Origin of the sequence: Sphingobium sp. Leaf26, from assembly GCF_001421665.1 — a bacterium.
In the GTDB taxonomy this organism is placed as follows: Bacteria; Pseudomonadota; Alphaproteobacteria; order Sphingomonadales; family Sphingomonadaceae; genus Sphingobium.
This window is the reverse complement of the sequence record NZ_LMKV01000001.1, coordinates 199,516-222,133: the sequence shown is the minus strand read 5'-3', so window position 1 is coordinate 222,133 and position 22,618 is coordinate 199,516. Positions and strand designations below refer to the sequence as shown.

Here is a 22,618-nt window from a genome sequence, read left to right as displayed (position 1 = left end):
TATATTCCTGTTTGGCGGGCCTTATTTGCCCGCCAGTTCATCCTTGAAGGCGTCCAGGCTGAGCGGGCGGCCCAGGAAATTCTGGATCAGCGCATTGGCATCGACCGAGCCACCCGGCTCCAGCACCTGCTTGCGATATTGCATGGCGGTGGCCTTGTCACGGATGCCGTCTTTCTTGAAGCGGGTGAACAGGTCGAGCGCGATCGCCTTTGACCAGACATAGGTATAATAGATGGCCGAATAGCCATCCAGATGACCGAAGCTGGCATAGCTGTGCGTGTTCGGGACGACCGGGAACATGGAATAGCGGCTGATCTGCGTGTCGTACATGGTCGCCAGGTCAAAATCGGGCGCGCGGTTGTAGAAATTGAGCGATACGGCCGAATAGGCAAGTTGCCCCTTCCACCGCACCGCTTCGCCGAACTGGCGGCCGGCGTTCATCTTCTTCACCAGATCTTCGGGGATGGGTTGCCCCTGCGCGTTGGAGGCGAAGCCCTTGAGCGTGTCATAATCCCAGGTCCATTCCTCCAGCAGTTGCGAGGGCGCTTCGATGAAGTCCCATTGCAGATTGCCCATCGATTGAAGGCTGTAGGTCTGCTTGCCGGAATAGAGGCTGTGGATCAGATGGCCGAATTCGTGGAGGAAGGTCGTGACGTCGTCATGATCCATCGGGCCGGTGGCGGGGAAGTTGCAGATCAGCGCACCCACCGGCACCTGCTGCCCGGTCACGCCGGTGCGGATCGGGAATTGCGCGGCGTGATTGAACTTGCCCTTGCGCGGGTGCATGTCGAGGTAGAAGCGGCCGATCAGCTTGCCCTGATCATAGAGTTCCCAGGCGGTCACGCTCTTGTCCCAGACCGGCGTGTTCCATGGCCGGATGTCCGCGCCGAACAGGTCGCCGACCAGCTTGAAGATGCCCTGCCGCGCCTTGTCATAGGTGAAATATTGGCGGACGACTTCAGCGTCGACGGCATATTTCTGCTTGCGCAGGAGGTTCTGCATATAGGCATTGTCCCAGCCTTCCAGCCGTTCGATACCGGGATCGACCGTTTTGGCGAAGGCGAAGAGTTCGTCATAATCCTTGGTCGCGCCCGGTTTTGCCGCGGCATTGACGTCGTCCAGGAAGGCGGCGGCGCGGGTCGGATTGCCGATCATCTTGTCGGCGGTGATCAGCGTCGCATAATCGGGCATGCCGAGCAGGGTCGCCAGTTCATGGCGCTTCTGGAGCAACGTCTTCAGCACGGTTTCGTTCGCCGGCCAGCCGCGATTGCGGAAGGCGATCGACACCTTGCGCCGGGTGTCGCGGATCGATGCGAAATCATTGACGGGCATGATATCGGGATAGTCGTAGCTGATATGGACGAGGCCATCGGCGCCGGGCTTGTGCGTGTCGATATAATCCTGCGGCAGGCCCCTGAGTTCTTCGGGTTTCAGGACGATGTCGCCCTTGTCGTCGCGGATATTCTTGGCGAAGAGCAGGCCGGTTTGTACGATATCCTTCTGAAGTTGCGTCACTTTGGCGCGGGTCGCCGCATCCTTGTCCACGCCGGCGAGGCGATAGCTGACCAGTTGCTTGTTCAGCGCATAGGCGGTCTTCGTATCCAGCCCCTTGGGCGAAATCGCGGACAGGCGATCGTAGATCGGGCGCGACAGGGAGACGTCGGTGACGAGGGCGGCGAGTTTCTGGACGCAGGCTTCGGCCGCGGCGCGGATCTTGTCGTCCGGGTTGGTTTCCGAAATCAGATACATTTCGCTGGAGCCGTCCGACAGGATCAGCGCAAGCCGGTCATAGGCCGCGAAGTCGGTGGCGATCGCAGCCGTGCCGGTGCGGGCCTCCAGCGCCGTCCTGGCCTTCGTCGCGAGCGCGAAGGTGGCGTTGCAGCGGTTTTCCACGGCGGCGGGATCGGCCAGCATCAGGGGCAGGGGATCGAGCAGGCCATGCACATCGGCAGCGGTCGGCGCGGCGACCGGTGCCGCCAGCGCCGTGCCGCTCAACAGAAGAGACAGGAGCGGCAAGCGAGACAGGACAGACATGATACCCCCGATGTTATGATGGCGGGAGACTGGCAAAGATAAACAGGCTTCGCAAGCATGGTCGTGTGGTCCGCCTGCCATCATGCGGACTTGATCATCCTGCGCCGTTCATTTTGGGCCTTGGTGCAGGAAGCGGATGTATATTGGAGGCCTTATCGCCCCTGCCTGCGCGCCATGAAGGCGAGGCGTTCGAACAGCATGATGTCCTGCTCATTCTTGAGCAGCGCGCCATGGAGGGGCGGGATCGCCTTGGTCGGGTCGCTGTTCTGGAGGACGTCGAGCGGCATATCCTCGTTCAGGAGCAGCTTCAGCCAGTCGAGCAGTTCGGATGTGCTGGGCTTTTTCTTGAGGCCGGGGACGTCGCGTATCTCGTAGAAGATATCCATCGCCTTGCCGACCAGTATCTTCTGGATGCCGGGGAAATGGACGTCGATGATCGCCTGCATCGTGTCGCGGTCGGGGAATTTGATATAGTGGAAGAAGCAGCGGCGCAGGAAAGCGTCGGGCAATTCCTTCTCGTTATTGGACGTGATGATGACGACCGGGCGATCGGCGGCGGCGATCGTCTCGCCTGTCTCATAGACGTGGAAGGCCATGCGATCGAGTTCCTGCAACAGGTCGTTGGGAAATTCGATGTCGGCCTTGTCGATCTCGTCGATCAGCAGGACGGGCAGTTTGGGGGAGGTGAACGCCTCCCACAATTTGCCCTTGCGAATATAGTTGCCGATGTCGTGGACGCGCGCATCGCCCAACTGACCGTCGCGCAGGCGGGCGACGGCGTCATATTCATAGAGGCCCTGATGCGCCTTGGTCGTGGACTTGACGTTCCATTCGATCAGCGGCGCGTCCAGCGCTTTCGCGATTTCCTGGGCGAGGACGGTCTTGCCGGTGCCGGGTTCGCCCTTCACCAGCAGGGGACGGCGCAGCAGCACGGCGGCGTTGACCGCCACCTTCAGATCGTCGGTGGCGACATAGTCCTGCGTGCCTTCAAAACGCATCATTCGGTCCCATTCCGTTGTCGATGACAGCCGGACTAGGCAATGCGGCGGGGCCGCGCAATCGGTAAAGGGTCATCCATTACGAGACGTCATGAATCCGGCTGATATGAAGCGTTCCCCGGCGCAGGCCGGGGAACGCATAGCCTCTATCTATTTGTGTCAGGCGCTCCTGGCGCGGACGTCGGCGCGGGCGGCGAGCAAATCCCACAGGCCGCGATGCTGGTTCAGAAGCTGGCGCGCGCCGAACTGGATGGCGCGGTCGATGCCGTCGTCGCCGCCGATGGCGCGGGCGACGTCGAGCGTGGCGGCGCGTTCGGGCAGGGCGCAGGGGTGCGGTTCAAGGCCGGCGCGCAGGGCCGCCATGTCGAGCACATGGCGTACGGCGCGCCAGTCGAGCACCAGCGCCATCGCGGCACCCATGGCGCAGCCGCGACGGTCGGACTGGGCGAGCATGTCGAGCGCATGACGCTGCTGGCTGACGGCGGTTTCGCAATCGGCCTGGCCCGCCGTGCTGGGCGCGGGACCGACGGCGACGGTGACTTGCGTGAGGTAAGCGCGTTCGCGGGCGAAGGCGTCTCCCGCCGCGATCAGCCACTGGCGCGCGGCATTGTCGGCGGAGCGGGTTGCGGCATGATCGATGACGCCGGGATGGCGGCCGTGGAGCATGCAGAGATAATAGGCGCCATCGGCCAGATCGGAGAGCGACAGCAGCGTGTCGCGAGCCACGCCGGCGGCAGCGCGGTTGGCATAGGGATGGGCGGCGGTGCCATCGGCAGCGACCAGCGCTTCCAGGATTCGGGCTATGTCGCCAAATTGGTAGCGCGGTGCCGCTTCGCTCATGCTCTCATCCCTGTTGGTCCCGCAGGTGCGGGCTGTGACCACAGGCATAGCCGGGCGGGGTAAACGTCCGGTTTACGGAATCAGAAAGGGCGACGCTGAAAGCCGCCCTTTTCCGTCAAGAATGGTTAATTTAAATTTACCGGTGCATTTTAATTCTGCCCGATGGTTACTGATCCAGAAAGGACCGCATCTTGCGCGAGCGCGAGGGGTGCTTGAGCTTGCGCAGCGCCTTCGCCTCGATCTGGCGGATGCGTTCGCGGGTCACGCTGAACTGCTGGCCCACTTCCTCCAGGGTGTGGTCCGTGTTCATGCCGATGCCGAAGCGCATGCGCAGCACGCGCTCTTCACGCGGGGTGAGGCTGGCGAGGACGCGGGTGACGGTTTCCTTCAGGTTCGCCTGAATGGCGGCATCCACCGGGATGATCGCATTCTTGTCCTCGATGAAGTCGCCCAGATGGCTGTCTTCCTCGTCGCCGATCGGCGTTTCGAGGGAGATCGGCTCCTTGGCGATCTTCATCACCTTGCGCACCTTTTCGAGCGGCATCGACAGACGCTCGGCCATTTCCTCCGGCGTCGGCTCGCGGCCCTGCTCGTGCAGGAACTGGCGGCTGGTGCGGACCAGCTTGTTGATCGTTTCGATCATGTGGACCGGAATACGGATGGTCCGCGCCTGATCCGCGATCGAGCGGGTGATCGCCTGACGAATCCACCAGGTGGCATAGGTGCTGAACTTGTAGCCGCGGCGATATTCGAACTTATCCACCGCCTTCATCAGGCCGATATTGCCTTCCTGGATGAGGTCGAGAAATTGCAGGCCGCGATTGGTGTATTTCTTCGCGATGGAGATGACGAGGCGCAGATTGGCCTCCACCATTTCCTTCTTCGCGATGCGCGCTTCACGCTCGCCCTTCTGCACCATGTTCACGATACGGCGGAATTCGGACAGCGACATGCCGGTCGCCTGCGCGATTTCGCCCACTTCGTTGCGGATGCGATCGACGGCGCGCCCTTCGGCGGCGACGAAGGCGGACCATTTCTTGTCCAGGCCGCTGACCTTGTCGAGCCAGCCATCGTCCAGCTCATGGTTCACATAGCGGTCGAGGAAGTCCTTGCGGCTGACCTTGTGGCGCTCGGCCAGACGCAACATCTGGCCGCCCAGCGCGGTCAGGCGGCGGTTGTAGGCATAGAGCTGATCGACCAGATATTCGATCTTCTGCTGGTGGAACTTGACGCTTTCCACCTCGGCCGTCAGATTTTCGCGCAGTTCATGATAGCTGTCCTCGGCCGTCTGGCTGAGGGTGTCGCCATTGGCCATGGCGACCATGCGCGCTTCCTGCGCGGCGGAAAATGCCCGGAAAATTTCGGTGATGGTGGCGAACTTCTCAAGCGCCATCGGCTTGAGCGTCTCTTCCATCTGAGCCAGGGAGAGGGTGTTGTCCTCTTCCTCTTCTTCCTCATTGCGGCGGGCGCGGGGGGCGCCATCCTCATCCTCGCCGTCGGCGGGTTCCTCCTCCGGCTCTTCTTCTTCCTTGAAGCTGGGACCGGCGGTCTTTTCGCTGATCTCGCCATCGTCATCCTCGGCGCCTTCCACCAGGCTCTCGGGGGCAGGATCCTTGGACAGCATGGCGTCGAGATCGAGGATCTCACGCAACTGCATTTCGCCGTTATTGAGCGCGGTCGACCATTCGATGATCGCGTTGAAAGTGGTCGGGCTTTCGCACAGACCGAAAATCATCGTGTCGCGGCCGGCCTCGATCCGCTTGGCGATGGCGATTTCGCCTTCACGGCTGAGCAGTTCCACCGCGCCCATTTCGCGCAGATACATGCGAACGGGATCGTCGGTGCGATCGACCGTTTCCTTCTTCTTTTCGGTGACGAGCTTCGGGCCGTCGTCGTCGCCCGAATCATCCTCGGCGTCCTCGGCATCCTCACGCTCGCGCTGTTCGTCGCCGTCTTCGCTGGCTTCCTCATTCTCGACGATATTGACGCCCATCTCGTTGAGGGCGGCCATGATATCCTCGATCTGCTCGGAGGACATCTGGTCCTGCGGCAGGGCGTCGTTCAGCTCGTCATAGGTCAGGTAACCGCGCTTCTTCGCGCGGGCGAGCAGCTTCTTGACGGAGGCCTCGTTGAGATCGAGCAGGGGGGCATCGCCGCCATCTTCTCCATCACCTGCCCCGCCATTTTTGCTGTTCGCCTTGGTCGCCATGTAATCGCCTTACTTCGTCGCCCTGATAAAAGGGCTGACCTTAAATCAAACAATGTCTTCGGACTGCGCAAGTTCCGCAACGCGACGGTCGTGATCGGCCTTCAGCATGCGAATACGCTGCTGCTCAGCGAAATTGGCTTCGCTGACGTCGCTCTCGAACCGTTTCGTTGCTTCCACCAGCGCCGTTTCCAGCTCCGGCCCCTGCGCCATCACCCGAATGGCTTCCTCCAGATCGCGCGCAAGGCGATCAGGGTCGGTTGCCATCCTGTCGGGAGTGAGTGTGAAAGCGTCGGCCCGGAGCATCCCCTTAGCCATATTATACAACTCACCTTGCCCCAATATGGTAAGGAGGGCCTGTGTTTCAACTGTTTCTTTGCGGAAGGACAGAGAGATCATGGCCGCGAGCATCTGAGCGAGCATCGGATCGCCGATTTGCAGGGCCGAAAGCATCTCCCGATGGGGCGCGATCTGGGCTGGATGGCGCAGCAGTGCGGCAAGGACAGCGCGCAGCAGACGTTGCTCCATACCGCTGGCGCCGATCGCGCGCGCTTCGGTGCCAGCGGGCTGAAGCGGCGCTTTCCAGTTGCCGCGCTTGTCCTTTTGCCAGCGCGCGGCGTTGCCACCGCCACCCCCCTGAAAGCGCTGCTGGCCGGGGGCTGCATCGCGGCGGGCGAAGAAACGGGCGTCGTAGCGCTCGCGAAATTCATGGGCGTAGTGGGCGCGGACGTCGGGATGGGCGATCGCATCCGTTATGGCGCGAAGCCGTTGCTTGAGCGCTGCCTTCTGCTCCGGGGTTTCGAGCGGCATGGCGGAGAGTTCATGGCTCCAAAGCCGTTCGATCAGCGGTTCGGCGGCGTTGAGCACCGCTTCCATGGCTTGCGCCCCGCTGGCGCGAATCAGGTCGTCGGGGTCTTGCCCCGGTGGCAGGGTGGCGAAGCAGAGGCTGTGACCGGGGCGCAGCAGCGGCAGGGCGCGGGTGGCGGCGCGGATCGCGGCCTTCTGACCCGCCGAATCGCCGTCGAAGCAGAGGACGGGCACCTCGACCATCTTCCACAGCCGCTCGATCTGATGTTCGGTGAGCGCCGTACCGAGCGGGGCGACCGCTTCGCCGAAGCCGGCCTGGGCCAGCGCGATGACATCCATATAGCCTTCGACCACGATGACGCGGTTGGTGCTGCGGCTGGCGGGGGAGGCCTTGTCGATATTGTAGAGGGTGCGGCCCTTGTCGAAGAGCGGCGTGTCGGGCGAATTGAGATATTTGGGTTCGCCCGCGCCAAGGATGCGGCCACCAAAGGCGATGACCCGGCCGCGAATGTCGCGGATGGGGAACATGAGGCGGCCACGGAAACGGTCGTAGCTGTCGCGCTTTTTGGCGTTGGCGTTACCCTGCTCCAGCGCGTCGGGGTCGATCAGAAGCCCGGCTTCGACCAGCATCTGTTCGCCGAAGTCGCGTAAGGCGGTTTTCAGCTTGCCGCGAGAATCCGGGGAATAGCCGAAGCCGAAGGCGCGGCGGGTGGCGTCGGTCATGCCGCGCTTTTGCAGATAGGCGCGCGCTTCGCCACCGTCGATGACGGCCAGTTGCTCCTCGAAAAACGCCTGTGCTGCGCTCATCGCGTCGTGCAGGCCCTTCGCAGCCTCGGCGCGCTTGGCGGCGCGGGGATCGGCGGCGGGGACGTCCATGCTGGCGGCGGCGGCGAGTTCCTTCACCGCCTCCATGAAGGGCAGGCCGCGCTGGTCCGTCATCCAGCGGATCGCATCGCCATGCGCCCCGCAGCCGAAGCAGTGATAGAAGCCCTTTTCATCGTTGATCGTGAAGCTGGGCGTCTTCTCGTTATGGAAGGGGCAGCAGGCCTTGTACTCGCGGCCGGCCTTCGTGACTTTGACGGTCTTGCCGATGAGGGTGGAGAGCGACGTGCGCGCGCGCAGTTCGTCCAGCCATTGCGGGGTGAGGGTCATGGGCGCTCTTCCCCCTCCCGCGTGCGGGAGGGGGGCAGGGGGGGGGGGCGGACCGGGCCACCCAAAGCTGCCCTCACGATGGTTTCCAACACGCCCTCTATATTATTTGTGAGATCGTTATTCCAGAAACGGACCAGCCGATAGCCCTGCGCTTCGATCTTGCCGGTTCGCAAGCTATCGTAAACCGCAGCATCGACATGCTGGCTTCCATCGAGTTCGATGACCAGCTTGTGCGCCCGGCAGACGAAATCGCATATGAACCCGGCAATAGGCATCTGACGGCTGAATTTAAGCCCCGCGAGTTGCGAGCCTTTCAAATGGCTCCACAGCAGGCGTTCGGCGTTCGTCGCATTATTTCGCAGATTGCGCGCGTCACCTGTCGGTCGTGCCAAGCTATAGGGTGCGCCCACCCCCCGGCCCCCTCCCGCAGGCGGGAGGGGGAGATCAGGTGGCGCGCCCCTGTCGTCGTTCACCCAAGCGCCGCCTTCACCAGGCCGCTCGCCTTGCTCATGTCGATCACCGAGCCATGGCGTTCCTTCAGCACGGCCATGACCTTGCCCATGTCCTTCACGCTTGCGGCGCCGATTTCGGCCTTGATGCCTTCGATCGCGGCCTTCGTTTCGTCCTCGGACAACTGGGCGGGGAGGAAGCTTTCGATCACGTTCAGTTCGGCCTGTTCCTTGGCCGCCAGTTCGTCGCGGCCGCCGCTCGTGAACATGTCGATGGATTCGCGGCGCTGCTTCACCATCTTCTGGAGCACTTCCACGACCACGGCGTCGTCGTCCGGCACGGTGGAGGCGGTGCGCAGTTCGATGTCACGATCCTTCAGCTTCGCCAGAATGAGGCGCACGGCAGCAAGGCGTTCCTTGTCGCCGCCCTTCATCGCAACAATCTGGGCGCTCTTGATGGTGTCGCGAATCATGGCGATCGAATCCTATTTCTTTCGGAAAGAACCAGATATAGCGCCAAAAGAGATTTTTAACAGACGTTGACCTCACGGGCGTGGGGGCATAGGTGACCGGCCGTTTAACCCGCACCAGACGGGTTCCCGCAAAAGCATAAAGGACCGCAGACCATGGCAGACGCCAAAACCCTTACCGTGCCTAAAGGAGCGACAGGGGTCGTGGTTTTTGCTGACGGCAGCGCGGTGTTCGGTCGCGGTTTCGGCGCAGTCGGCGATGCGGTGGGCGAATTGTGCTTCAACACCTCCATCACAGGCTATCAGGAGATCATGACCGATCCGTCCTATGCCGGTCAGATCGTCAACTTCACCTTCCCCCATATCGGCAATGTCGGCACCAATCTGGACGATGTGGAGGCTTTGCACCCCCACGCGCTGGGCTGCATCGTGCGGCAGGACGTCACCGCGCCGAGCAATTTCCGTAATGTCGAACCGTTCGACCAGTGGATGGTCGAGCAGGGCCGCATCGGCCTGGCCGGCGTCGATACCCGCGCGCTGACCCGCCTGATCCGCATCAAGGGCGCGCCCAATGTCGTGATCGCGCATGATCCCGAAGGCGCTTTCGATATCGAAGCGCTGGCGGCCAAGGCCGCTGCGTGGCCGGGGCTGGAGGGCATGGACCTCGCCATCGAAGTCACGGGCAAGGAAAGCCGCCTGTGGAAGGACGGCGTTTGGAAGCTGGGCCATGGTTATGGCCTGAACGAGGCCGGGGATGAGCGGCCCCATGTCGTCGCGATCGATTATGGCGCGAAGAACAATATCTTCCGCAATCTGGTGCAGGCCGGCGCGCGCGTGACCGTGCTGCCCGCCACCGCCAGCTTCGACCAGATCATGGAGCAGAAGCCGGACGGCGTGTTCCTGTCCAACGGTCCGGGCGATCCGGCCGCGACCGGCGCCTATGCCGTGCCCGTCATCGCCGCGCTGCTGACCGAGAATGTGCCGATCTTCGGCATCTGCCTGGGTCATCAGTTGCTGGGTCTGGCCGTGGGCGCGAAGACGATCAAGATGCACCAAGGGCATCGCGGCGCGAACCATCCGGTCAAGCGGCTGGACGACGGGCTGGTCGAGATCACGTCGATGAACCATGGCTTCGCGGTCGATGTCGACACGCTGCCCGCCAATGCGCGCGCGACCCATGTGTCGCTGTTCGACGGCAGCAATTGCGGCATCGAACTGACCGACAGGAACGCCTTCTCGGTGCAATATCACCCCGAAGCGTCGCCGGGGCCGCAGGACAGCTTCTACCTGTTCAAGCGCTTCGTGGATGGCCTGAAAGGGCCGGTCGCGGCATGAGCCAGAACCTGCCCCCCGTAGACGAAGCGCGCCTCGCCGCCGAGTGGGAGGCGGACAAGGATGTTCTCGCCAACCTCGCCGCCAATGGCGATGTGGCGCGGATCGCGCGGGCTGTGGACGTCAGCTTCCGGGGCAGCGAGAAGGATTTCGAGCGCGTCCTCATCCTCGCCAGCCAGTTCGGCTTTGTCGAACTGGATCGGGAGGAAGATGAGGAGGGCGACCCGTTCCTGTTTCTGGAATGTTTTCAGCCGGTCGATGAAGTGTCGATCCGCGCGTTGGCCAGGAAATGCCTCCAGATCGAAATCCTCTGCGGCGTCGAATATGACGGCTGGGGGTGCGAGGCGCAGGCGGGGGGCGTGCATTGATGGCATATCTTGGAAGGGATTGAGCAATGGCGACGGTGCGCGACTTTAAGGTTGAACATCTAAACAATGCCCGACCTCACGAAGAGGTCGAAACCATTGTTCGGCTCGTAGATTGCGGCCGAGAGAAGCTGATCCAGATAGATACCTATGGCCGACCCGGCCGAGAAATCCCTGGCAAAGTTTCGCAAACAATTCGCTTAGATAAAGCCGCTTTTGAAAAGCTGGTGCAGATCGGGAAAAGCCACTTCTGATGCCTAAAAGAACCGACATCTCCTCCATCCTCATCATTGGCGCTGGTCCGATCATCATCGGCCAAGCGTGTGAGTTCGATTATTCGGGCACGCAGGCGGTGAAGGCGCTCAAGGAAGAGGGCTATCGCATCATCCTGGTCAATTCCAACCCGGCCACGATCATGACCGACCCGGAATTTGCCGACGCGACCTATGTCGAGCCGATCACGCCCGAAATCGTGGCGAAGATCATCGAGAAGGAGCGGCCGGACGCGGTGCTGCCGACGATGGGCGGGCAGACGGCGCTGAATACGGCGCTGGCGCTGTTCAACGACGGCACGCTGGCCAAGTACGGCGTGCAGATGATCGGCGCGGACGCCGAAGCGATCGACAAGGCGGAGGACCGGATCAAGTTCCGCGACGCCATGGACAAGATCGGGCTGGAATCGGCTCGTTCGCGCATCGCCCATACGATGGAAGAAGCGCTGGAGGCGCTGGAGTTCACCGGCCTTCCTTCGATCATCCGCCCCAGCTTCACCATGGGCGGCACCGGCGGCGGCATCGCCTATAATCGCGAAGAGTTCATGACCATCGTGCGCGGCGGGCTGGATGCGTCGCCGACGACCGAGGTGCTGATCGAGGAATCGCTGATCGGCTGGAAAGAATATGAGATGGAGGTCGTGCGGGATCGCAACGACAATTGCATCATCATCTGTTCGATCGAAAATGTCGATCCGATGGGCGTCCATACCGGCGACTCCATCACCGTCGCCCCGGCGCTGACGCTGACCGACAAGGAATATCAGATCATGCGCAACGCGAGCATCGCGGTGCTGCGTGAAATCGGTGTGGAAACAGGCGGTTCCAACGTACAGTTCTCGGTCAATCCGAAGGACGGCCGCCTGATCGTGATCGAGATGAACCCGCGCGTGTCGCGATCGTCCGCGCTGGCGTCCAAGGCGACCGGCTTCCCGATCGCCAAGGTCGCGGCGAAGCTGGCGGTGGGCTATACGCTGGACGAGATCACGAACGACATCACCGGGGCGACGCCCGCGTCGTTCGAGCCGACGATCGACTATGTCGTGACGAAGATTCCGCGCTTCGCCTTCGAAAAGTTCAAGGGCGCCGAGCCGCTGCTGGGCACCGCCATGAAGTCCGTCGGCGAAGTCATGGCGATCGGCCGCAACATCCATGAATCGATGCAGAAGGCGCTGCGCGGTCTGGAGACGGGCCTCTCAGGCTTCAATAATGTCGATCATCTGGTCGGCGCGCCCAAGGACGACATCGTCGCCGCGCTGGCGCAGGCGACCCCGGACCGGTTGCTGGTCGCGGCGCAGGCTCTGCGCGAAGGGCTTTCCGTGCAGGAAATCCATAATATCGCCAAGTTCGATCCCTGGTTCCTGGAGCGGATCAAGGAAATCGTCGATGCGGAAGGCGAGGTTCTGGAAAACGGCCTGCCGCAGGATACGGACGGGATGCGCCGCCTGAAATCCATGGGCTTTTCCGACAAGCGGCTCGCCTGGCTGGCGCTCAAGTCCGCCAATCTGCGCGGCATGGAGCGGGGCATCGCGCGTGGCTCCGGCCTGATCCACGAAGCGGTCAAGGCGATGACCGGCGGCGTGACCGAGGACGAAGTGCGCAAGCTGCGCCACAAGCTGGGCGTGCGGCCCGTGTTCAAGCGCATCGACACCTGCGCCGCCGAGTTCGAGGCGAAGACGCCGTACATGTATTCCACCTATGAAGCGCCGCTGTTCGGCGAGGCGGAGAATGAAGCCGCGCCGACCGACCGCAAGAAGGTCGTCATATTGGGTGGCGGGCCGAACCGGATCGGGCAGGGGATCGAGTTCGACTATTGCTGCGTTCATGCCTGCTTCGCGCTGAGCGAGGTCGGCTATGAGACGATCATGGTCAACTGCAACCCGGAAACGGTGTCGACCGACTATGACACGTCCGACCGCCTCTATTTCGAGCCGCTGACGGCCGAGGATGTGCTGGAAATCCTGCATGTCGAGATGTCGAACGGGACGCTGGCCGGCGTACTGGTGCAGTTTGGCGGGCAGACGCCGCTGAAACTGGCGCAGGCGCTGGAGGACGCGGGCATCCCGATCCTGGGCACCAGCCCGGACGCGATCGACCTGGCGGAGGATCGCGAGCGTTTCGCGGCGCTGATCGACAAGCTGAAGCTGCGCCAGCCCGCCAACGGCATTGCGCGCAGCCGCGAGGAAGCGATCGCGGTCGCCAATCGCATCGGCTATCCGGTGTTGATGCGGCCGAGCTATGTGCTGGGCGGCCGGGCGATGGAGATCGTGGACGGCCAGGCGCAACTGGAGGAATATATCACCACCGCCGTTCAGGTGTCGGGCGAATCCCCGGTGCTGATCGACCAGTATCTGCGCGACGCGATCGAGGTCGATGTGGACGCGCTGTGCGATGGCGACGATGTGGTCGTGGCCGGCGTTTTGCAGCATATCGAGGAAGCGGGCGTCCATTCCGGCGACAGCGCCTGTTCGCTGCCGCCCTACAGCCTGTCGGACGAGATCATCGCGGAGATCGAGCGGCAGACCGAAGTGCTGGCACATGCCTTATCGGTGCGCGGCCTGATGAACATCCAGTTCGCGGTCAAGGATGGCACTGTCTATCTGATCGAGGTCAACCCGCGCGCCAGCCGCACCGTGCCCTTCGTCGCCAAGGCGATCGGTACGCCCATCGCCAAGATCGCCAGCCGCGTGATGGCGGGGGAGAAGATCAGGGATCTGCCGAAGATCGACCGCAATGCGATCGACCATGTGGCGGTGAAGGAAGCGGTATTCCCGTTCAATCGCTTTCCCGGCGTCGATCCGGTCCTGTCACCGGAAATGAAGAGCACCGGCGAAGTCATGGGGATCGATAGCAATTTCGCGATCGCCTTCGCCAAGGCGCAGATCGGCGCGGGCACCGTCCTGCCCACCAGCGGCACGGTGTTCATTTCGCTGAAGGATAGCGACAAGCCGGTCATCCTGCCGGCCGCGCGCAAGCTGGTGGCGATGGGCTTCAAGCTGATCGCGACCGGTGGCACGGCCGACTATCTGGCCGACCATGGCATCGCGGTGGAGAAGGTGAACAAGGTCGCCGAGGGTCGTCCGCATATCGTGGACAAGATTACCGACGGCGACGTGCAGTTGATCTTCAACACGACCGAGGGCTGGCAGTCGCTCAAGGACAGCAAGGCGATCCGCACCAGCGCCCTTCGGCAGAAGGTGGCGAGCTTCACGACTGCGGCGGCCAGTGTCGCCGCGGCGGACGCGATCGAGGCTTTGCGGGGCCATGCCCTTGAAGTGCGCTCGCTCCAGTCCTATTATCCCCTGTCGCACGCTTGATCCCCTCTACAGGAATGATGCTGCGGGGCGGCCTCTGAACGGGGCCGCCAGAGGGAAGTTTTGACGAAGGATTTAAGGGAATGGCGACCGTCGAGAAGATGCCGATGCTGCAAATGGGCTATGACAAGCTCAATACGCAGCTTCGCGAACTGAAGGCTGAACGGCCTTTGATCGTGGACGCCATCGAAGAAGCGCGCGCGCATGGCGACCTGTCGGAAAACGCGGAATATCACGCGGCCAAGGAACGGCAGGGCCAGGTCGAAGCGATGATCAACGACCTGGAAGACAAGCTGTCGCGGGCGCAGGTGATCGATCCTACGATGCTGTCGGGTGACAAGATCATCTTCGGCGCGACCGTGACGCTGCTGGACGAAGACGACAAGCCGGTGAAGTATCAGATCGTGGGTCTGGCCGAGGCGGATGCCAAGCTGGGCATGATTTCGTACAACAGCCCGCTGGGCCGCGCGCTGATCGGTCGTACCGTTGGCGAAGATGTGGAAGTGTCGGTCCCTTCGGGCGACAAATTCTACCAGGTCGACAAGATCGAATTCATCTGACCGTGAAATTGCCCGCCGGACGACTGACAAACGGGATTGCGGCGATCACCTTCGCCGCTTTCCTGCTGCTCTTTCTGACGGGGCAGGTGGACAATGCCGCCGTCATCGGCGGCTTCATTCCGGCCCGGCTGGGCGATCCGGCGTTGCTGGACGGCATGGTTGCCGTGCCCGCCTTTCTGACGCCGCTCAGTTGCACCTTCATCCATGCCGGCTGGCTGCACATTGGCTTCAATCTGTTGATGCTGCTGTTCTGCGGGCGGCAGGTGGAACATGTGCTGGGCTGGGGCGGGACGCTGGCCCTCTACATCGTCGGCGCTTATGGCGCCTGCCTGGCGCAATGGGCGATCGACCCGGCCTCGACCAACCCGATGGTAGGGGCGAGCGGCGCCATTTCCGCGATCATCGCGCCCTATGCGCTGCTCTACAGCCAGCAGCAGGTGCGGGCAATCGGGCCGCTTTCGGCCAATCTGGTGCGGGTTCTGTGGTTGGCGGCGGGCTGGATCGCGGTCCAACTGATGATCGGCCTCGCCAGCGGCGCTGGCATGCGCGAATTGGGGCAGATCGCCATCGCCGCGCATATCGGCGGCTTCATCATCGGGCTGGCGATGACCCGGCCCCTGTTGCGCTGGCGCTTTCGCAAGAAGCCGCGCACGATACACTGAGATTGCTGCTGTTCCCCAGCCTGCGCCGGGGAACAGAATGCACATCACGCGCCCGGCAGTTCCGGTTCAAGCAACCGGTGCAGATGCACGATGACATAGCGCATCTCCGCATCGTCAACCGTACGCTGCGCAGCGCTGCGCCAGGCCTTTTCGGCCGAGGCATAGTCGGGGAACACGCCGACCAGATCGACGGCGGACAGATCCTGAAATTCCAGCGTCTGCGGATTGGTCACGCGGCCGCCCATCACCAGATGCATTTTGCTCATGGCGTTTTATATTCTCCTGTGGCTGATGCCGACGCCTTAGCATCGTCGCCGTCATCAGCCAAGGAGAGGAGGGGCAAGCGTCGATTGCGTTTGCCGAAATCGCGATTAGTTTTTGGGCAATCGCGCCTTGATCGCATCGCTGAGCGCATCGACCTTGGCCGCGACGAGCGCGGTGACTTCGTCGGCCAGCTTCGACGCCTTGGCCGGCAAGTCCGCAGCGGCGATACTGTCGCGGGCGTCAGCCGCCACATCGCTGGCGACGTGAAGGGCATTGGCAGCGCTCTTTCTTACGCCACCCGTATTATGGGCTGCGCTGTTCAGCGCGTTGGCTGCACCCTGCTTCACCGTTTCTGCGCCTTCCGCAGCGGCGGCGCGGGCGGCGATGGCGGCTTCCAGCACGCGCGATCCGGCGGTGACGGCCAGACCCGGCAGAGCTTTCATCGCAGCGCGGCTCTTGGGGAACATCCAAGCGACGACCGCGCCCACCGCCACCGCGCCGGCCACGGCGACAATGGGATGTTCCTGCACGATTTCATTGGCGCGGGTAGCAACGCGCGCGGTGCGGTCCTTGGCATCGCCATAGGCTTCGCTGGCCTTGTCCCGGCTGGTCTGGATCAGGTCGCCGGCGCTTTCGCGCGCCTTGTCGGTGGTGTCCTTGATCTTGTCCGTCGCTGTGGACGCCGCATCATTTGCAGCTTCGCGAACGCGGGTAATCTGTGCGCGGATGTCAGCCATTGTCAGTCTCCGAATGTTCCGGTCTATTTTTCAAGTCAACGTACAGGCGGGCGAAAAGTGCCGCCAGCGGACGACGGGCGAGAAACAGGCCGAAGGCGGTGGCTGCGGCGCCGATTGCGATGGGCCGCTGCCGCGCATGAGCGGCAGCCTGCGCGATACCGTTCGTGACAGCGGCGCCGGCCTTGTCCTTTACATCCTGTTTCAGGCGGGCAGGGGTGACGCGCACCCTGGCTTCCTGCGCCGTCAGGTGCAGGCGGCCCCTGGCGGCGTCTGCCCGGTCGCAGGCGGCGCGATAGCGGCTTTCCAGGTTCATGGCGCGATCGCCTTCCTCATGCGGGTGATGCAGCCCTTCGCCGCGAGCAGCAGCAGCAGGGTGACGATCAGTCCGCCGCCCGCCACGATCAGCGTGGCCCAGATGGGGGCCACCAGTTGCGACAGGGCGATGGTGAGGCCCACCAGCAGGGCCACGATGCTGGCAAAGGCCAGCATGAGCGCCACCATGGCAAAGATGGCGGCATTGCGTATGCCTGCGCCGATGATGCCCGCGCGCAGTTTCTGCTTTTCCGCCTCGGCAGCGGCATAAGCGCGGCCATCCGCATATAGGCGCGACAGCACCTCCTTCACGCTTTCGGTCTTCACGCTCTCGTTGCGCGCATCGTGATCGGGCGCGCCATGGGGCTGCTCATCGGTCGGCGGCGTCACCGCCGTATCCGTTGGTGTATCAGTCAATTGGCCCTCCGCCCCGCCTTGCGGGCCTGTGCTTGGGTCGGAATATGCAATCGGGGGGAAGGCTTACGCTTTGTCATCCGATCCCTTGGCAAGGCGCATCAGCACGAAGCCGACCACCGCCGCCGCACCGATCGCCACGGCCGGACTCTTGCGCACGAAATCACGCGCTTCGCCGATCAACTGGTCTACATCCTTCGCATCCAGCGAATCCGCCGCACCGGCAACCGATTCCGCCGCCTGGCGGGCATAGTCGCCATATTGCGGGCCGAGCTTGGAATCGACCGTGCCAGCCGTGTCGGAAATCAGCTTGGCAAGGCTCTGCAAAGTCGTGCCGGTCTTGTCCTTTGCGACGCCGGCGGCGGACTTGGCGGTCTTGCCGGCCTGTTCCTTGATCGGGTCGATATGCGCCTTCCAATCGACGGCATTCAGTTTGTCGGCTGCGGCCTTTGCAGCCTTTTCGGCCTGTTCCTTGATCGGGGCGATCTGGGCGGTCCAGCTATTAGAGGCGGCGCCATTGCCGGGCTTCTTGGCCGGCGCCTTGCGCGTGGCGGCCTTCTTGACCGGGGCGGTCTTCACGGCAGGCGAAGAGGGGCTGGCGATCGCCGGCTTGGCGGCCTTCGCCTTGATCGGCTTGACGACCGGCGTTTTCTTGACGCGCTTGACGGGCGGGGTTTCCGGTGTGTCGGCCATCGTCCTCTTGTCTCCCTTTCCAATTCACATGGGGCCGGGCGGGCCGGCGGATATCATGGTCCAAATGCTTCGCAACGGCCTACAGTTCCGTTGCCGTTACATTTTCGAGCATCGGCATTTTTTGCATCTGCGCAACCCCCTGCATTGCCAATGCGGGAGGCGCTGGCTAAGCGGAGCGCGCATATGAGGCCAAAAGGCCGACGCCCAGACCGCCTCAGGCCGAAAGGCCGACGCCCAGACCGCCTCAGGCCGCAAGGCCGACGCCCAGACCGCAAGTGCAGGAGCGATCATGACCGCCATTCTCGATATTCACGCCCGCCAGATACTCGACAGCCGGGGCAACCCCACCGTCGAAGTCGACGTCATGCTGGAAGATGGCAGCTTCGGCCGCGCCGCCGTGCCATCGGGCGCGTCCACCGGTGCCTATGAAGCCGTCGAAAAGCGCGACGGCGACAAAAGCAAATATCTGGGCAAGGGCGTCCTTCAGGCCGTTGCCGCCGTCAATGACGAGATTGCCGGCGAACTGATCGGCCTGGACGCCGAGGATCAGGGTGAAGTCGACGCCGCGATGATCGCGCTGGACGGCACCGAAAACAAGTCGCGGCTTGGCGCCAACGCCATTCTGGGCGTGTCGCTCGCCGCCGCCAAGGCCGCCGCAGATGCGCGCGGCCTGCCACTCTATCGCTATGTCGGCGGGGTGCAGTCGCATGTCCTGCCGGTGCCGATGATGAACATCATCAACGGCGGCGAACATGCCGACAACCCGATCGATTTCCAGGAATTCATGATCATGCCGGTCGGTGCCGAGAGCATCGCAGACGCGGTCCGCATCGGTTCGGAAATCTTCCACACCCTCAAGAAGGGGCTGCACGACAAGGGGCTGGCGACGTCGGTCGGCGACGAGGGCGGCTTCGCCCCCAACATCGCCTCGACTCGCGACGCTCTCGACTTCATCATGCTGTCGGTAGAGAAGGCGGGCTACAAGCCGGGCGACGACGTCGTGTTGGCGCTGGACTGCGCGGCGACGGAGTTCTTCAAGAACGGCCGTTACGAAATTTCGGGCGAAGGCCTGTCGCTGACGCCGGTCGAAATGGCCGATTATCTGGCGGCCCTGACCAACGACTATCCGATCAAGTCGATCGAAGACGGCATGAGCGAGGATGATTTCGAGGGCTGGAAGGCGCTGACCGACAAGATCGGACATCAGGTCCAGCTTGTCGGCGACGACCTGTTCGTCACCAACCCCGCGCGCCTCGCCATGGGCATCGGCAAGGGGCTGGCCAACTCGCTGCTGGTCAAGGTCAACCAGATCGGCACGCTGACCGAGACGCTGGCCGCCGTCGATCTGGCGCACCGGTCGCGGTATAGCGCGGTCATGTCGCACCGTTCCGGCGAAACCGAGGATGCGACCATCGCCGACCTCGCCGTCGCCACCAACTGCGGCCAGATCAAGACCGGTTCGCTGGCCCGTTCCGACCGGTTGGCCAAATATAACCAGCTCATCCGCATCGAGGAAGAACTGGGCGACATCGCCGTCTATGCCGGGCGTTCGATCTTCCGGTAAAAACATAAAGAGGCTCAGCCGGCCGCAAGCGACGCATTTTTCGCTTGCGGCCGGCCTTTTCCTGTGATTCTTCTGGTCCATGGCGCATATCGCGAAACTTCGTCTCCTTCTGTTGTCGGCTATCGGCCCTGCGATTGCGTTGCTGCTGCTGCTGTTCTTCGCCGGCTATGTCGTGCTGGGGGCCAACGGGGTGCTGGCATGGGGTGACTATTCACGCCAGTTGCACGTCGCGCAGACCGAACTGAAGCAGACCCGCCATGCCCAGGCCGAATTGCGCAACCGCGTCGAGGCGCTTGATCCGCGCCGTGTCGATCCTGACCTGGCCGACGAACTGATCCGCCGCCAGCTTGGGGTGATTCACCATGACGAAGTGGTCGTGCCCCTGAACTGATATCGGCATTGACGTTACGGAAGCGTGACGTTCGTGAAAGTATTTTGCGCGAAAATCCTCCGCTTCGTAATTTTGCTGCGAGCGCGTTTTGCCACTCTGTGGCCAGTTCGTTCAAACCCATCAATTTTCGGTCATAGCTATTGGTTCTGGCCGGATTCCGGGGGGTCCGCAGTTGCAATATATGCAACTCTGCCGCTATATCGGGCTTCCTTCCATCCTACCCCCACGCAAAAGGATAATAGCCTTGGCGAAACCAACCACGCCGCGCGCTGCGAGCGATAAGGCAAAGGCGGCTGCACCCGCCGCTGCCGGTGCGGACCATAACCGGCCGCGCCCGGAAACGCCGACCGACTACAAGGCCAGCAAAGAAGAACTGCTGGAGTTCTACCGGCAGATGGTCCTGATCCGCCGCTTCGAGGAAAAGGCCGGCCAACTCTATGGCCTGGGTTTCATCGGCGGCTTCTGCCACCTCTATATCGGTCAGGAAGCGGTTGCCGTCGGCATCCAGTCGGCGTTGAAGCCCGGCAAGGACAGCGTCATCACCGGCTATCGCGACCATGGCCACATGCTGGCCTATGGCATCGACCCCAAGCTCATCATGGCTGAACTGACCGGTCGTGAAGCGGGTATCTCGCGCGGCAAGGGCGGTTCGATGCACATGTTCAGCGTCGAGCATAAATTCTACGGCGGCCATGGCATCGTCGGTGCTCAGGTGTCGCTGGGTGCAGGCCTGGGCTTCGCGCACAAGTACAATAATGACGGCGGCGTGTGCGTCGCTTATTTCGGTGACGGCGCGGCCAATCAGGGCCAGGTCTATGAATCGTTCAACATGGCCGAGTTGTGGAAGTTGCCGATCATCTTCGTGATCGAAAACAACCAGTATGCCATGGGCACCAGCGTCAACCGCGCCTCGTCGGAAGACCAGCTCTATCGTCGTGGCGAAAGCTTCCGCATTCCCGGTCTTCAGGTCGACGGCATGGACGTGCTCGCCGTGCGCGGCGCGACCGAGGAAGCGCTCAAGTGGGTGCACGAAGGCAATGGCCCGATCCTGCTGGAAATGAAGACCTACCGCTATCGCGGTCACTCCATGTCCGACCCGGCCAAGTACCGGTCGCGCGACGAAGTGCAGGCGGTGCGCGACAACAGCGACCCGATCGAGGCCGTGAAGAAATATCTGGTCGCAGCCGGCGTCAGCGAAGACGAGATCAAGGTGATCGACCAGGACATCCGCAAGGTCGTGGCCGAAGCCGCCGACTTTGCCGAAACCTCGCCCGAACCGGAACTGGCTGAACTCTATACCGACGTGCTGGTGGAGCAATATTAATGGGTATCGAAATCAAGATGCCGGCGCTCTCGCCGACGATGGAAGAGGGCACGCTGGCCAAGTGGCTGGTGAAGGAAGGCGACGAAGTGAAGTCGGGCGATATCCTGGCGGAAATCGAAACCGACAAGGCGACGATGGAATTCGAAGCCGTCGATGAAGGCAAGATCGGCAAGATCATGATCGCCGAAGGTAGCGAAGGCGTGAAGGTCGGCACCGTCATCGCGACGATGGCGGGCGAGGATGGCGACGCCGCTCCGGCCCCCGCACCGAAGGCGGAAGAAGCGCCGAAGGCGGATGCCGAAGCGCCCAAGAAGGCCGAAAGCGGAACGTCCAAGCTGGCGTCGGAAGCCCGCGCGACCGTGGCTGACCCGGACCTTCCGGCCGGCACCCAGTTCGTCAAGACGACCGTGCGCGAAGCATTGCGCGACGCGATGGCCGAAGAAATGCGCAAGGATGAGCGCGTTTTCGTGATGGGCGAGGAAGTCGCCGAATATCAGGGCGCCTACAAGGTCACGCAGGGCCTGCTGGACGAATTCGGTCCCAAGCGCGTCATCGACACGCCGATCACCGAATATGGTTTTGCCGGCATCGGCACGGGCGCGGCCATGGGTGGCCTGCGTCCGGTCATCGAGTTCATGACGTTCAACTTCGCCATGCAGGCGATCGATCACATCATCAACTCGGCCGCCAAGACCAACTATATGTCCGGCGGCCAGATGCGCTGCCCGATCGTGTTCCGTGGCCCTAACGGCGCGGCCAGCCGCGTCGGCGCGCAGCACAGCCAGAACTACGGTCCCTGGTATGCCGCCGTTCCCGGCCTGATCGTCATCGCGCCCTATGACGCGGCCGACGCCAAGGGCCTGCTCAAGGCTGCGATCCGCTCGACCGACCCGGTCGTGTTCCTGGAGAACGAACTGCTCTACGGTCGCAGCTTCGACGTGCCCAAGGTCGATGACTATGTCCTGCCGATCGGCAAGGCGCGCATCATGCGTCCGGGCAAGGACGTCACGCTGGTCAGCTATTCGATCGGTGTGGGCCTCGCGCTCGACGCGGCAGAGACGCTGGCGGGCGAGGGCATCGACGCCGAAGTGATCGACCTGCGCACGCTGCGTCCGCTCGACACGGCAACGGTGCTGGAAAGCCTCAAGAAAACCAACCGCCTCGTCGTGGTGGAAGAGGGTTGGCCGACCTGCTCGATCGCGTCGGAAATCGCTGCGGTCGTGATGGAGCAGGGCTTCGACGATCTCGACGCTCCGGTCCTGCGCGTCACCAACGAGGATGTGCCGCTGCCCTATGCCGCCAACCTCGAAAAGCTGGCGCTGATCGACGCAGCCCGCGTCGTCGCGGCGGCGAAGAAGGTCTGCTACAAATAAGGCCGGCTACCGGCACGAAAAAGGAAAGGGCGGCTGTTTCAGCCGCCCTTTTCGTATCCGGTGCCGGTGCGCGCCTTGAGCGCCT

Annotated in this window: 22 protein-coding genes; 10 read left to right on the top strand and 12 right to left on the bottom strand. The window is 62.8% G+C overall.

Annotated features, from left to right (window positions below; all coding sequences use genetic code 11):
• Positions 1-21: 21 nt before the first annotated feature.
• The 7 genes from ASE85_RS01070 to ASE85_RS01040 form a co-directional block, all read right to left on the bottom strand.
• Complete coding sequence (locus tag ASE85_RS01070) at positions 22-2,034, bottom strand: M3 family metallopeptidase (RefSeq protein WP_056682155.1); 2,013 nt, start codon at positions 2,032-2,034, stop codon at positions 22-24.
• Between the two features lie 152 nt (positions 2,035-2,186).
• On the bottom strand, positions 2,187-3,032 hold the full coding sequence (locus tag ASE85_RS01065; RefSeq protein ID WP_056684174.1) for an AAA family ATPase: 846 nt from the start codon (positions 3,030-3,032) through the stop codon (positions 2,187-2,189).
• A 159-nt stretch (positions 3,033-3,191) separates the two neighbouring features.
• Positions 3,192-3,872 (bottom strand): DUF6975 family protein, encoded by a 681-nt coding sequence (locus tag ASE85_RS01060; protein ID WP_056684171.1) that lies wholly within the window; start codon positions 3,870-3,872, stop codon positions 3,192-3,194.
• A 166-nt stretch (positions 3,873-4,038) separates the two neighbouring features.
• Complete coding sequence (gene rpoD / locus ASE85_RS01055) at positions 4,039-6,081, bottom strand: RNA polymerase sigma factor RpoD (protein WP_056682152.1); 2,043 nt, start codon at positions 6,079-6,081, stop codon at positions 4,039-4,041.
• Between the two features lie 45 nt (positions 6,082-6,126).
• Positions 6,127-8,037, bottom strand: coding sequence for a DNA primase (dnaG, locus tag ASE85_RS01050; protein ID WP_056682149.1), 1,911 nt, complete (start codon positions 8,035-8,037; stop codon positions 6,127-6,129).
• Entirely contained in the window at positions 8,034-8,447 is a 414-nt protein-coding gene (locus ASE85_RS01045; protein WP_056682146.1) for an endonuclease domain-containing protein, read from the bottom strand. The genes dnaG and ASE85_RS01045 overlap by 4 nt, the downstream gene beginning before the upstream one ends.
• Before the next feature lie 59 nt (positions 8,448-8,506).
• On the bottom strand, positions 8,507-8,959 hold the full coding sequence (locus ASE85_RS01040; RefSeq protein ID WP_056682144.1) for a GatB/YqeY domain-containing protein: 453 nt from the start codon (positions 8,957-8,959) through the stop codon (positions 8,507-8,509).
• Between the two features lie 153 nt (positions 8,960-9,112).
• Here ASE85_RS01040 and carA point away from each other — a divergent pair, with 153 nt between their 5' ends.
• From carA to ASE85_RS01010, 6 genes are all read left to right on the top strand, one after another.
• Entirely contained in the window at positions 9,113-10,291 is a 1,179-nt protein-coding gene (gene carA / locus ASE85_RS01035; protein ID WP_056682140.1) for a glutamine-hydrolyzing carbamoyl-phosphate synthase small subunit, read from the top strand.
• Positions 10,288-10,656, top strand: coding sequence for a ribonuclease E inhibitor RraB (locus ASE85_RS01030; RefSeq protein WP_056682137.1), 369 nt, complete (start codon positions 10,288-10,290; stop codon positions 10,654-10,656). The genes carA and ASE85_RS01030 overlap by 4 nt, the downstream gene beginning before the upstream one ends.
• Before the next feature lie 26 nt (positions 10,657-10,682).
• Positions 10,683-10,907, top strand: a complete 225-nt coding sequence (locus tag ASE85_RS01025) for a hypothetical protein (RefSeq protein WP_056682135.1) — start codon at positions 10,683-10,685, stop codon at positions 10,905-10,907.
• Positions 10,907-14,242 (top strand): carbamoyl-phosphate synthase large subunit, encoded by a 3,336-nt coding sequence (carB, locus tag ASE85_RS01020; RefSeq protein ID WP_056682132.1) that lies wholly within the window; start codon positions 10,907-10,909, stop codon positions 14,240-14,242. Before ASE85_RS01025 ends, carB begins: the two co-directional genes overlap by 1 nt.
• Before the next feature lie 80 nt (positions 14,243-14,322).
• Positions 14,323-14,799, top strand: a complete 477-nt coding sequence (gene greA, locus ASE85_RS01015) for a transcription elongation factor GreA (protein WP_056682129.1) — start codon at positions 14,323-14,325, stop codon at positions 14,797-14,799.
• Between the two features lie 2 nt (positions 14,800-14,801).
• Positions 14,802-15,461, top strand: coding sequence for a rhomboid family intramembrane serine protease (locus ASE85_RS01010; RefSeq protein ID WP_056682126.1), 660 nt, complete (start codon positions 14,802-14,804; stop codon positions 15,459-15,461).
• Positions 15,462-15,505: 44 nt separating this feature from the next.
• Here the strand turns inward: ASE85_RS01010 and ASE85_RS01005 are convergent, their stop codons facing one another.
• The 5 genes from ASE85_RS01005 to ASE85_RS00985 all read right to left on the bottom strand — a co-directional run bounded on the left by ASE85_RS01005 (position 15,506) and on the right by ASE85_RS00985 (position 17,881).
• Positions 15,506-15,727, bottom strand: coding sequence for a DUF4170 domain-containing protein (locus ASE85_RS01005; protein WP_056682123.1), 222 nt, complete (start codon positions 15,725-15,727; stop codon positions 15,506-15,508).
• A 105-nt stretch (positions 15,728-15,832) separates the two neighbouring features.
• Positions 15,833-16,462, bottom strand: a complete 630-nt coding sequence (locus ASE85_RS01000) for a DUF883 family protein (RefSeq protein ID WP_056682120.1) — start codon at positions 16,460-16,462, stop codon at positions 15,833-15,835.
• Positions 16,455-16,775 (bottom strand): hypothetical protein, encoded by a 321-nt coding sequence (locus ASE85_RS00995; RefSeq protein ID WP_056682116.1) that lies wholly within the window; start codon positions 16,773-16,775, stop codon positions 16,455-16,457. Before ASE85_RS00995 ends, ASE85_RS01000 begins: the two co-directional genes overlap by 8 nt.
• Positions 16,772-17,191 (bottom strand): phage holin family protein, encoded by a 420-nt coding sequence (locus tag ASE85_RS00990; RefSeq protein WP_082462608.1) that lies wholly within the window; start codon positions 17,189-17,191, stop codon positions 16,772-16,774. The genes ASE85_RS00995 and ASE85_RS00990 overlap by 4 nt, the downstream gene beginning before the upstream one ends.
• 63 nt (positions 17,192-17,254) lie before the next feature.
• Complete coding sequence (locus tag ASE85_RS00985; RefSeq protein ID WP_056682113.1) at positions 17,255-17,881, bottom strand: hypothetical protein; 627 nt, start codon at positions 17,879-17,881, stop codon at positions 17,255-17,257.
• A 289-nt stretch (positions 17,882-18,170) separates the two neighbouring features.
• On the opposite strand from ASE85_RS00985, the gene eno reads away from it, so the two are divergent.
• The 4 genes from eno (at position 18,171) to ASE85_RS00965 (ending at position 22,533) form a co-directional block, all read left to right on the top strand.
• Entirely contained in the window at positions 18,171-19,445 is a 1,275-nt protein-coding gene (eno, locus tag ASE85_RS00980; RefSeq protein ID WP_056682110.1) for a phosphopyruvate hydratase, read from the top strand.
• Between the two features lie 79 nt (positions 19,446-19,524).
• A complete protein-coding gene (locus tag ASE85_RS00975; RefSeq protein WP_056682107.1) occupies positions 19,525-19,836 on the top strand; it encodes an FtsB family cell division protein in 312 nt (103 codons plus the stop codon).
• A 244-nt stretch (positions 19,837-20,080) separates the two neighbouring features.
• Positions 20,081-21,160 (top strand): pyruvate dehydrogenase (acetyl-transferring) E1 component subunit alpha, encoded by a 1,080-nt coding sequence (pdhA, locus tag ASE85_RS00970; protein ID WP_056682104.1) that lies wholly within the window; start codon positions 20,081-20,083, stop codon positions 21,158-21,160.
• On the top strand, positions 21,160-22,533 hold the full coding sequence (locus ASE85_RS00965) for a pyruvate dehydrogenase complex E1 component subunit beta (protein WP_056682101.1): 1,374 nt from the start codon (positions 21,160-21,162) through the stop codon (positions 22,531-22,533). Before pdhA ends, ASE85_RS00965 begins: the two co-directional genes overlap by 1 nt.
• Positions 22,534-22,618: the final 85 nt, after the last annotated feature.

Coding starts and splice junctions, on each gene's coding strand:
- ASE85_RS01070 (WP_056682155.1), bottom strand. CDS start 2,034: ATGTCTGTCCTGTCTCGCTTGCCGCTCCTGTCTCTTCTGTTGAGCGGC.
- ASE85_RS01065 (WP_056684174.1), bottom strand. CDS start 3,032: ATGCGTTTTGAAGGCACGCAGGACTATGTCGCCACCGACGATCTGAAG.
- ASE85_RS01060 (WP_056684171.1), bottom strand. CDS start 3,872: ATGAGCGAAGCGGCACCGCGCTACCAATTTGGCGACATAGCCCGAATC.
- rpoD (WP_056682152.1), bottom strand. CDS start 6,081: ATGGCGACCAAGGCGAACAGCAAAAATGGCGGGGCAGGTGATGGAGAA.
- dnaG (WP_056682149.1), bottom strand. CDS start 8,037: ATGACCCTCACCCCGCAATGGCTGGACGAACTGCGCGCGCGCACGTCG.
- ASE85_RS01040 (WP_056682144.1), bottom strand. CDS start 8,959: ATGATTCGCGACACCATCAAGAGCGCCCAGATTGTTGCGATGAAGGGC.
- carA (WP_056682140.1), top strand. CDS start 9,113: ATGGCAGACGCCAAAACCCTTACCGTGCCTAAAGGAGCGACAGGGGTC.
- ASE85_RS01030 (WP_056682137.1), top strand. CDS start 10,288: ATGAGCCAGAACCTGCCCCCCGTAGACGAAGCGCGCCTCGCCGCCGAG.
- ASE85_RS01025 (WP_056682135.1), top strand. CDS start 10,683: ATGGCGACGGTGCGCGACTTTAAGGTTGAACATCTAAACAATGCCCGA.
- carB (WP_056682132.1), top strand. CDS start 10,907: ATGCCTAAAAGAACCGACATCTCCTCCATCCTCATCATTGGCGCTGGT.
- greA (WP_056682129.1), top strand. CDS start 14,323: ATGGCGACCGTCGAGAAGATGCCGATGCTGCAAATGGGCTATGACAAG.
- ASE85_RS01005 (WP_056682123.1), bottom strand. CDS start 15,727: ATGAGCAAAATGCATCTGGTGATGGGCGGCCGCGTGACCAATCCGCAG.
- ASE85_RS01000 (WP_056682120.1), bottom strand. CDS start 16,462: ATGGCTGACATCCGCGCACAGATTACCCGCGTTCGCGAAGCTGCAAAT.
- ASE85_RS00995 (WP_056682116.1), bottom strand. CDS start 16,775: ATGAACCTGGAAAGCCGCTATCGCGCCGCCTGCGACCGGGCAGACGCC.
- ASE85_RS00985 (WP_056682113.1), bottom strand. CDS start 17,881: ATGGCCGACACACCGGAAACCCCGCCCGTCAAGCGCGTCAAGAAAACG.
- eno (WP_056682110.1), top strand. CDS start 18,171: ATGACCGCCATTCTCGATATTCACGCCCGCCAGATACTCGACAGCCGG.
- ASE85_RS00975 (WP_056682107.1), top strand. CDS start 19,525: ATGGCGCATATCGCGAAACTTCGTCTCCTTCTGTTGTCGGCTATCGGC.
- ASE85_RS00965 (WP_056682101.1), top strand. CDS start 21,160: ATGGGTATCGAAATCAAGATGCCGGCGCTCTCGCCGACGATGGAAGAG.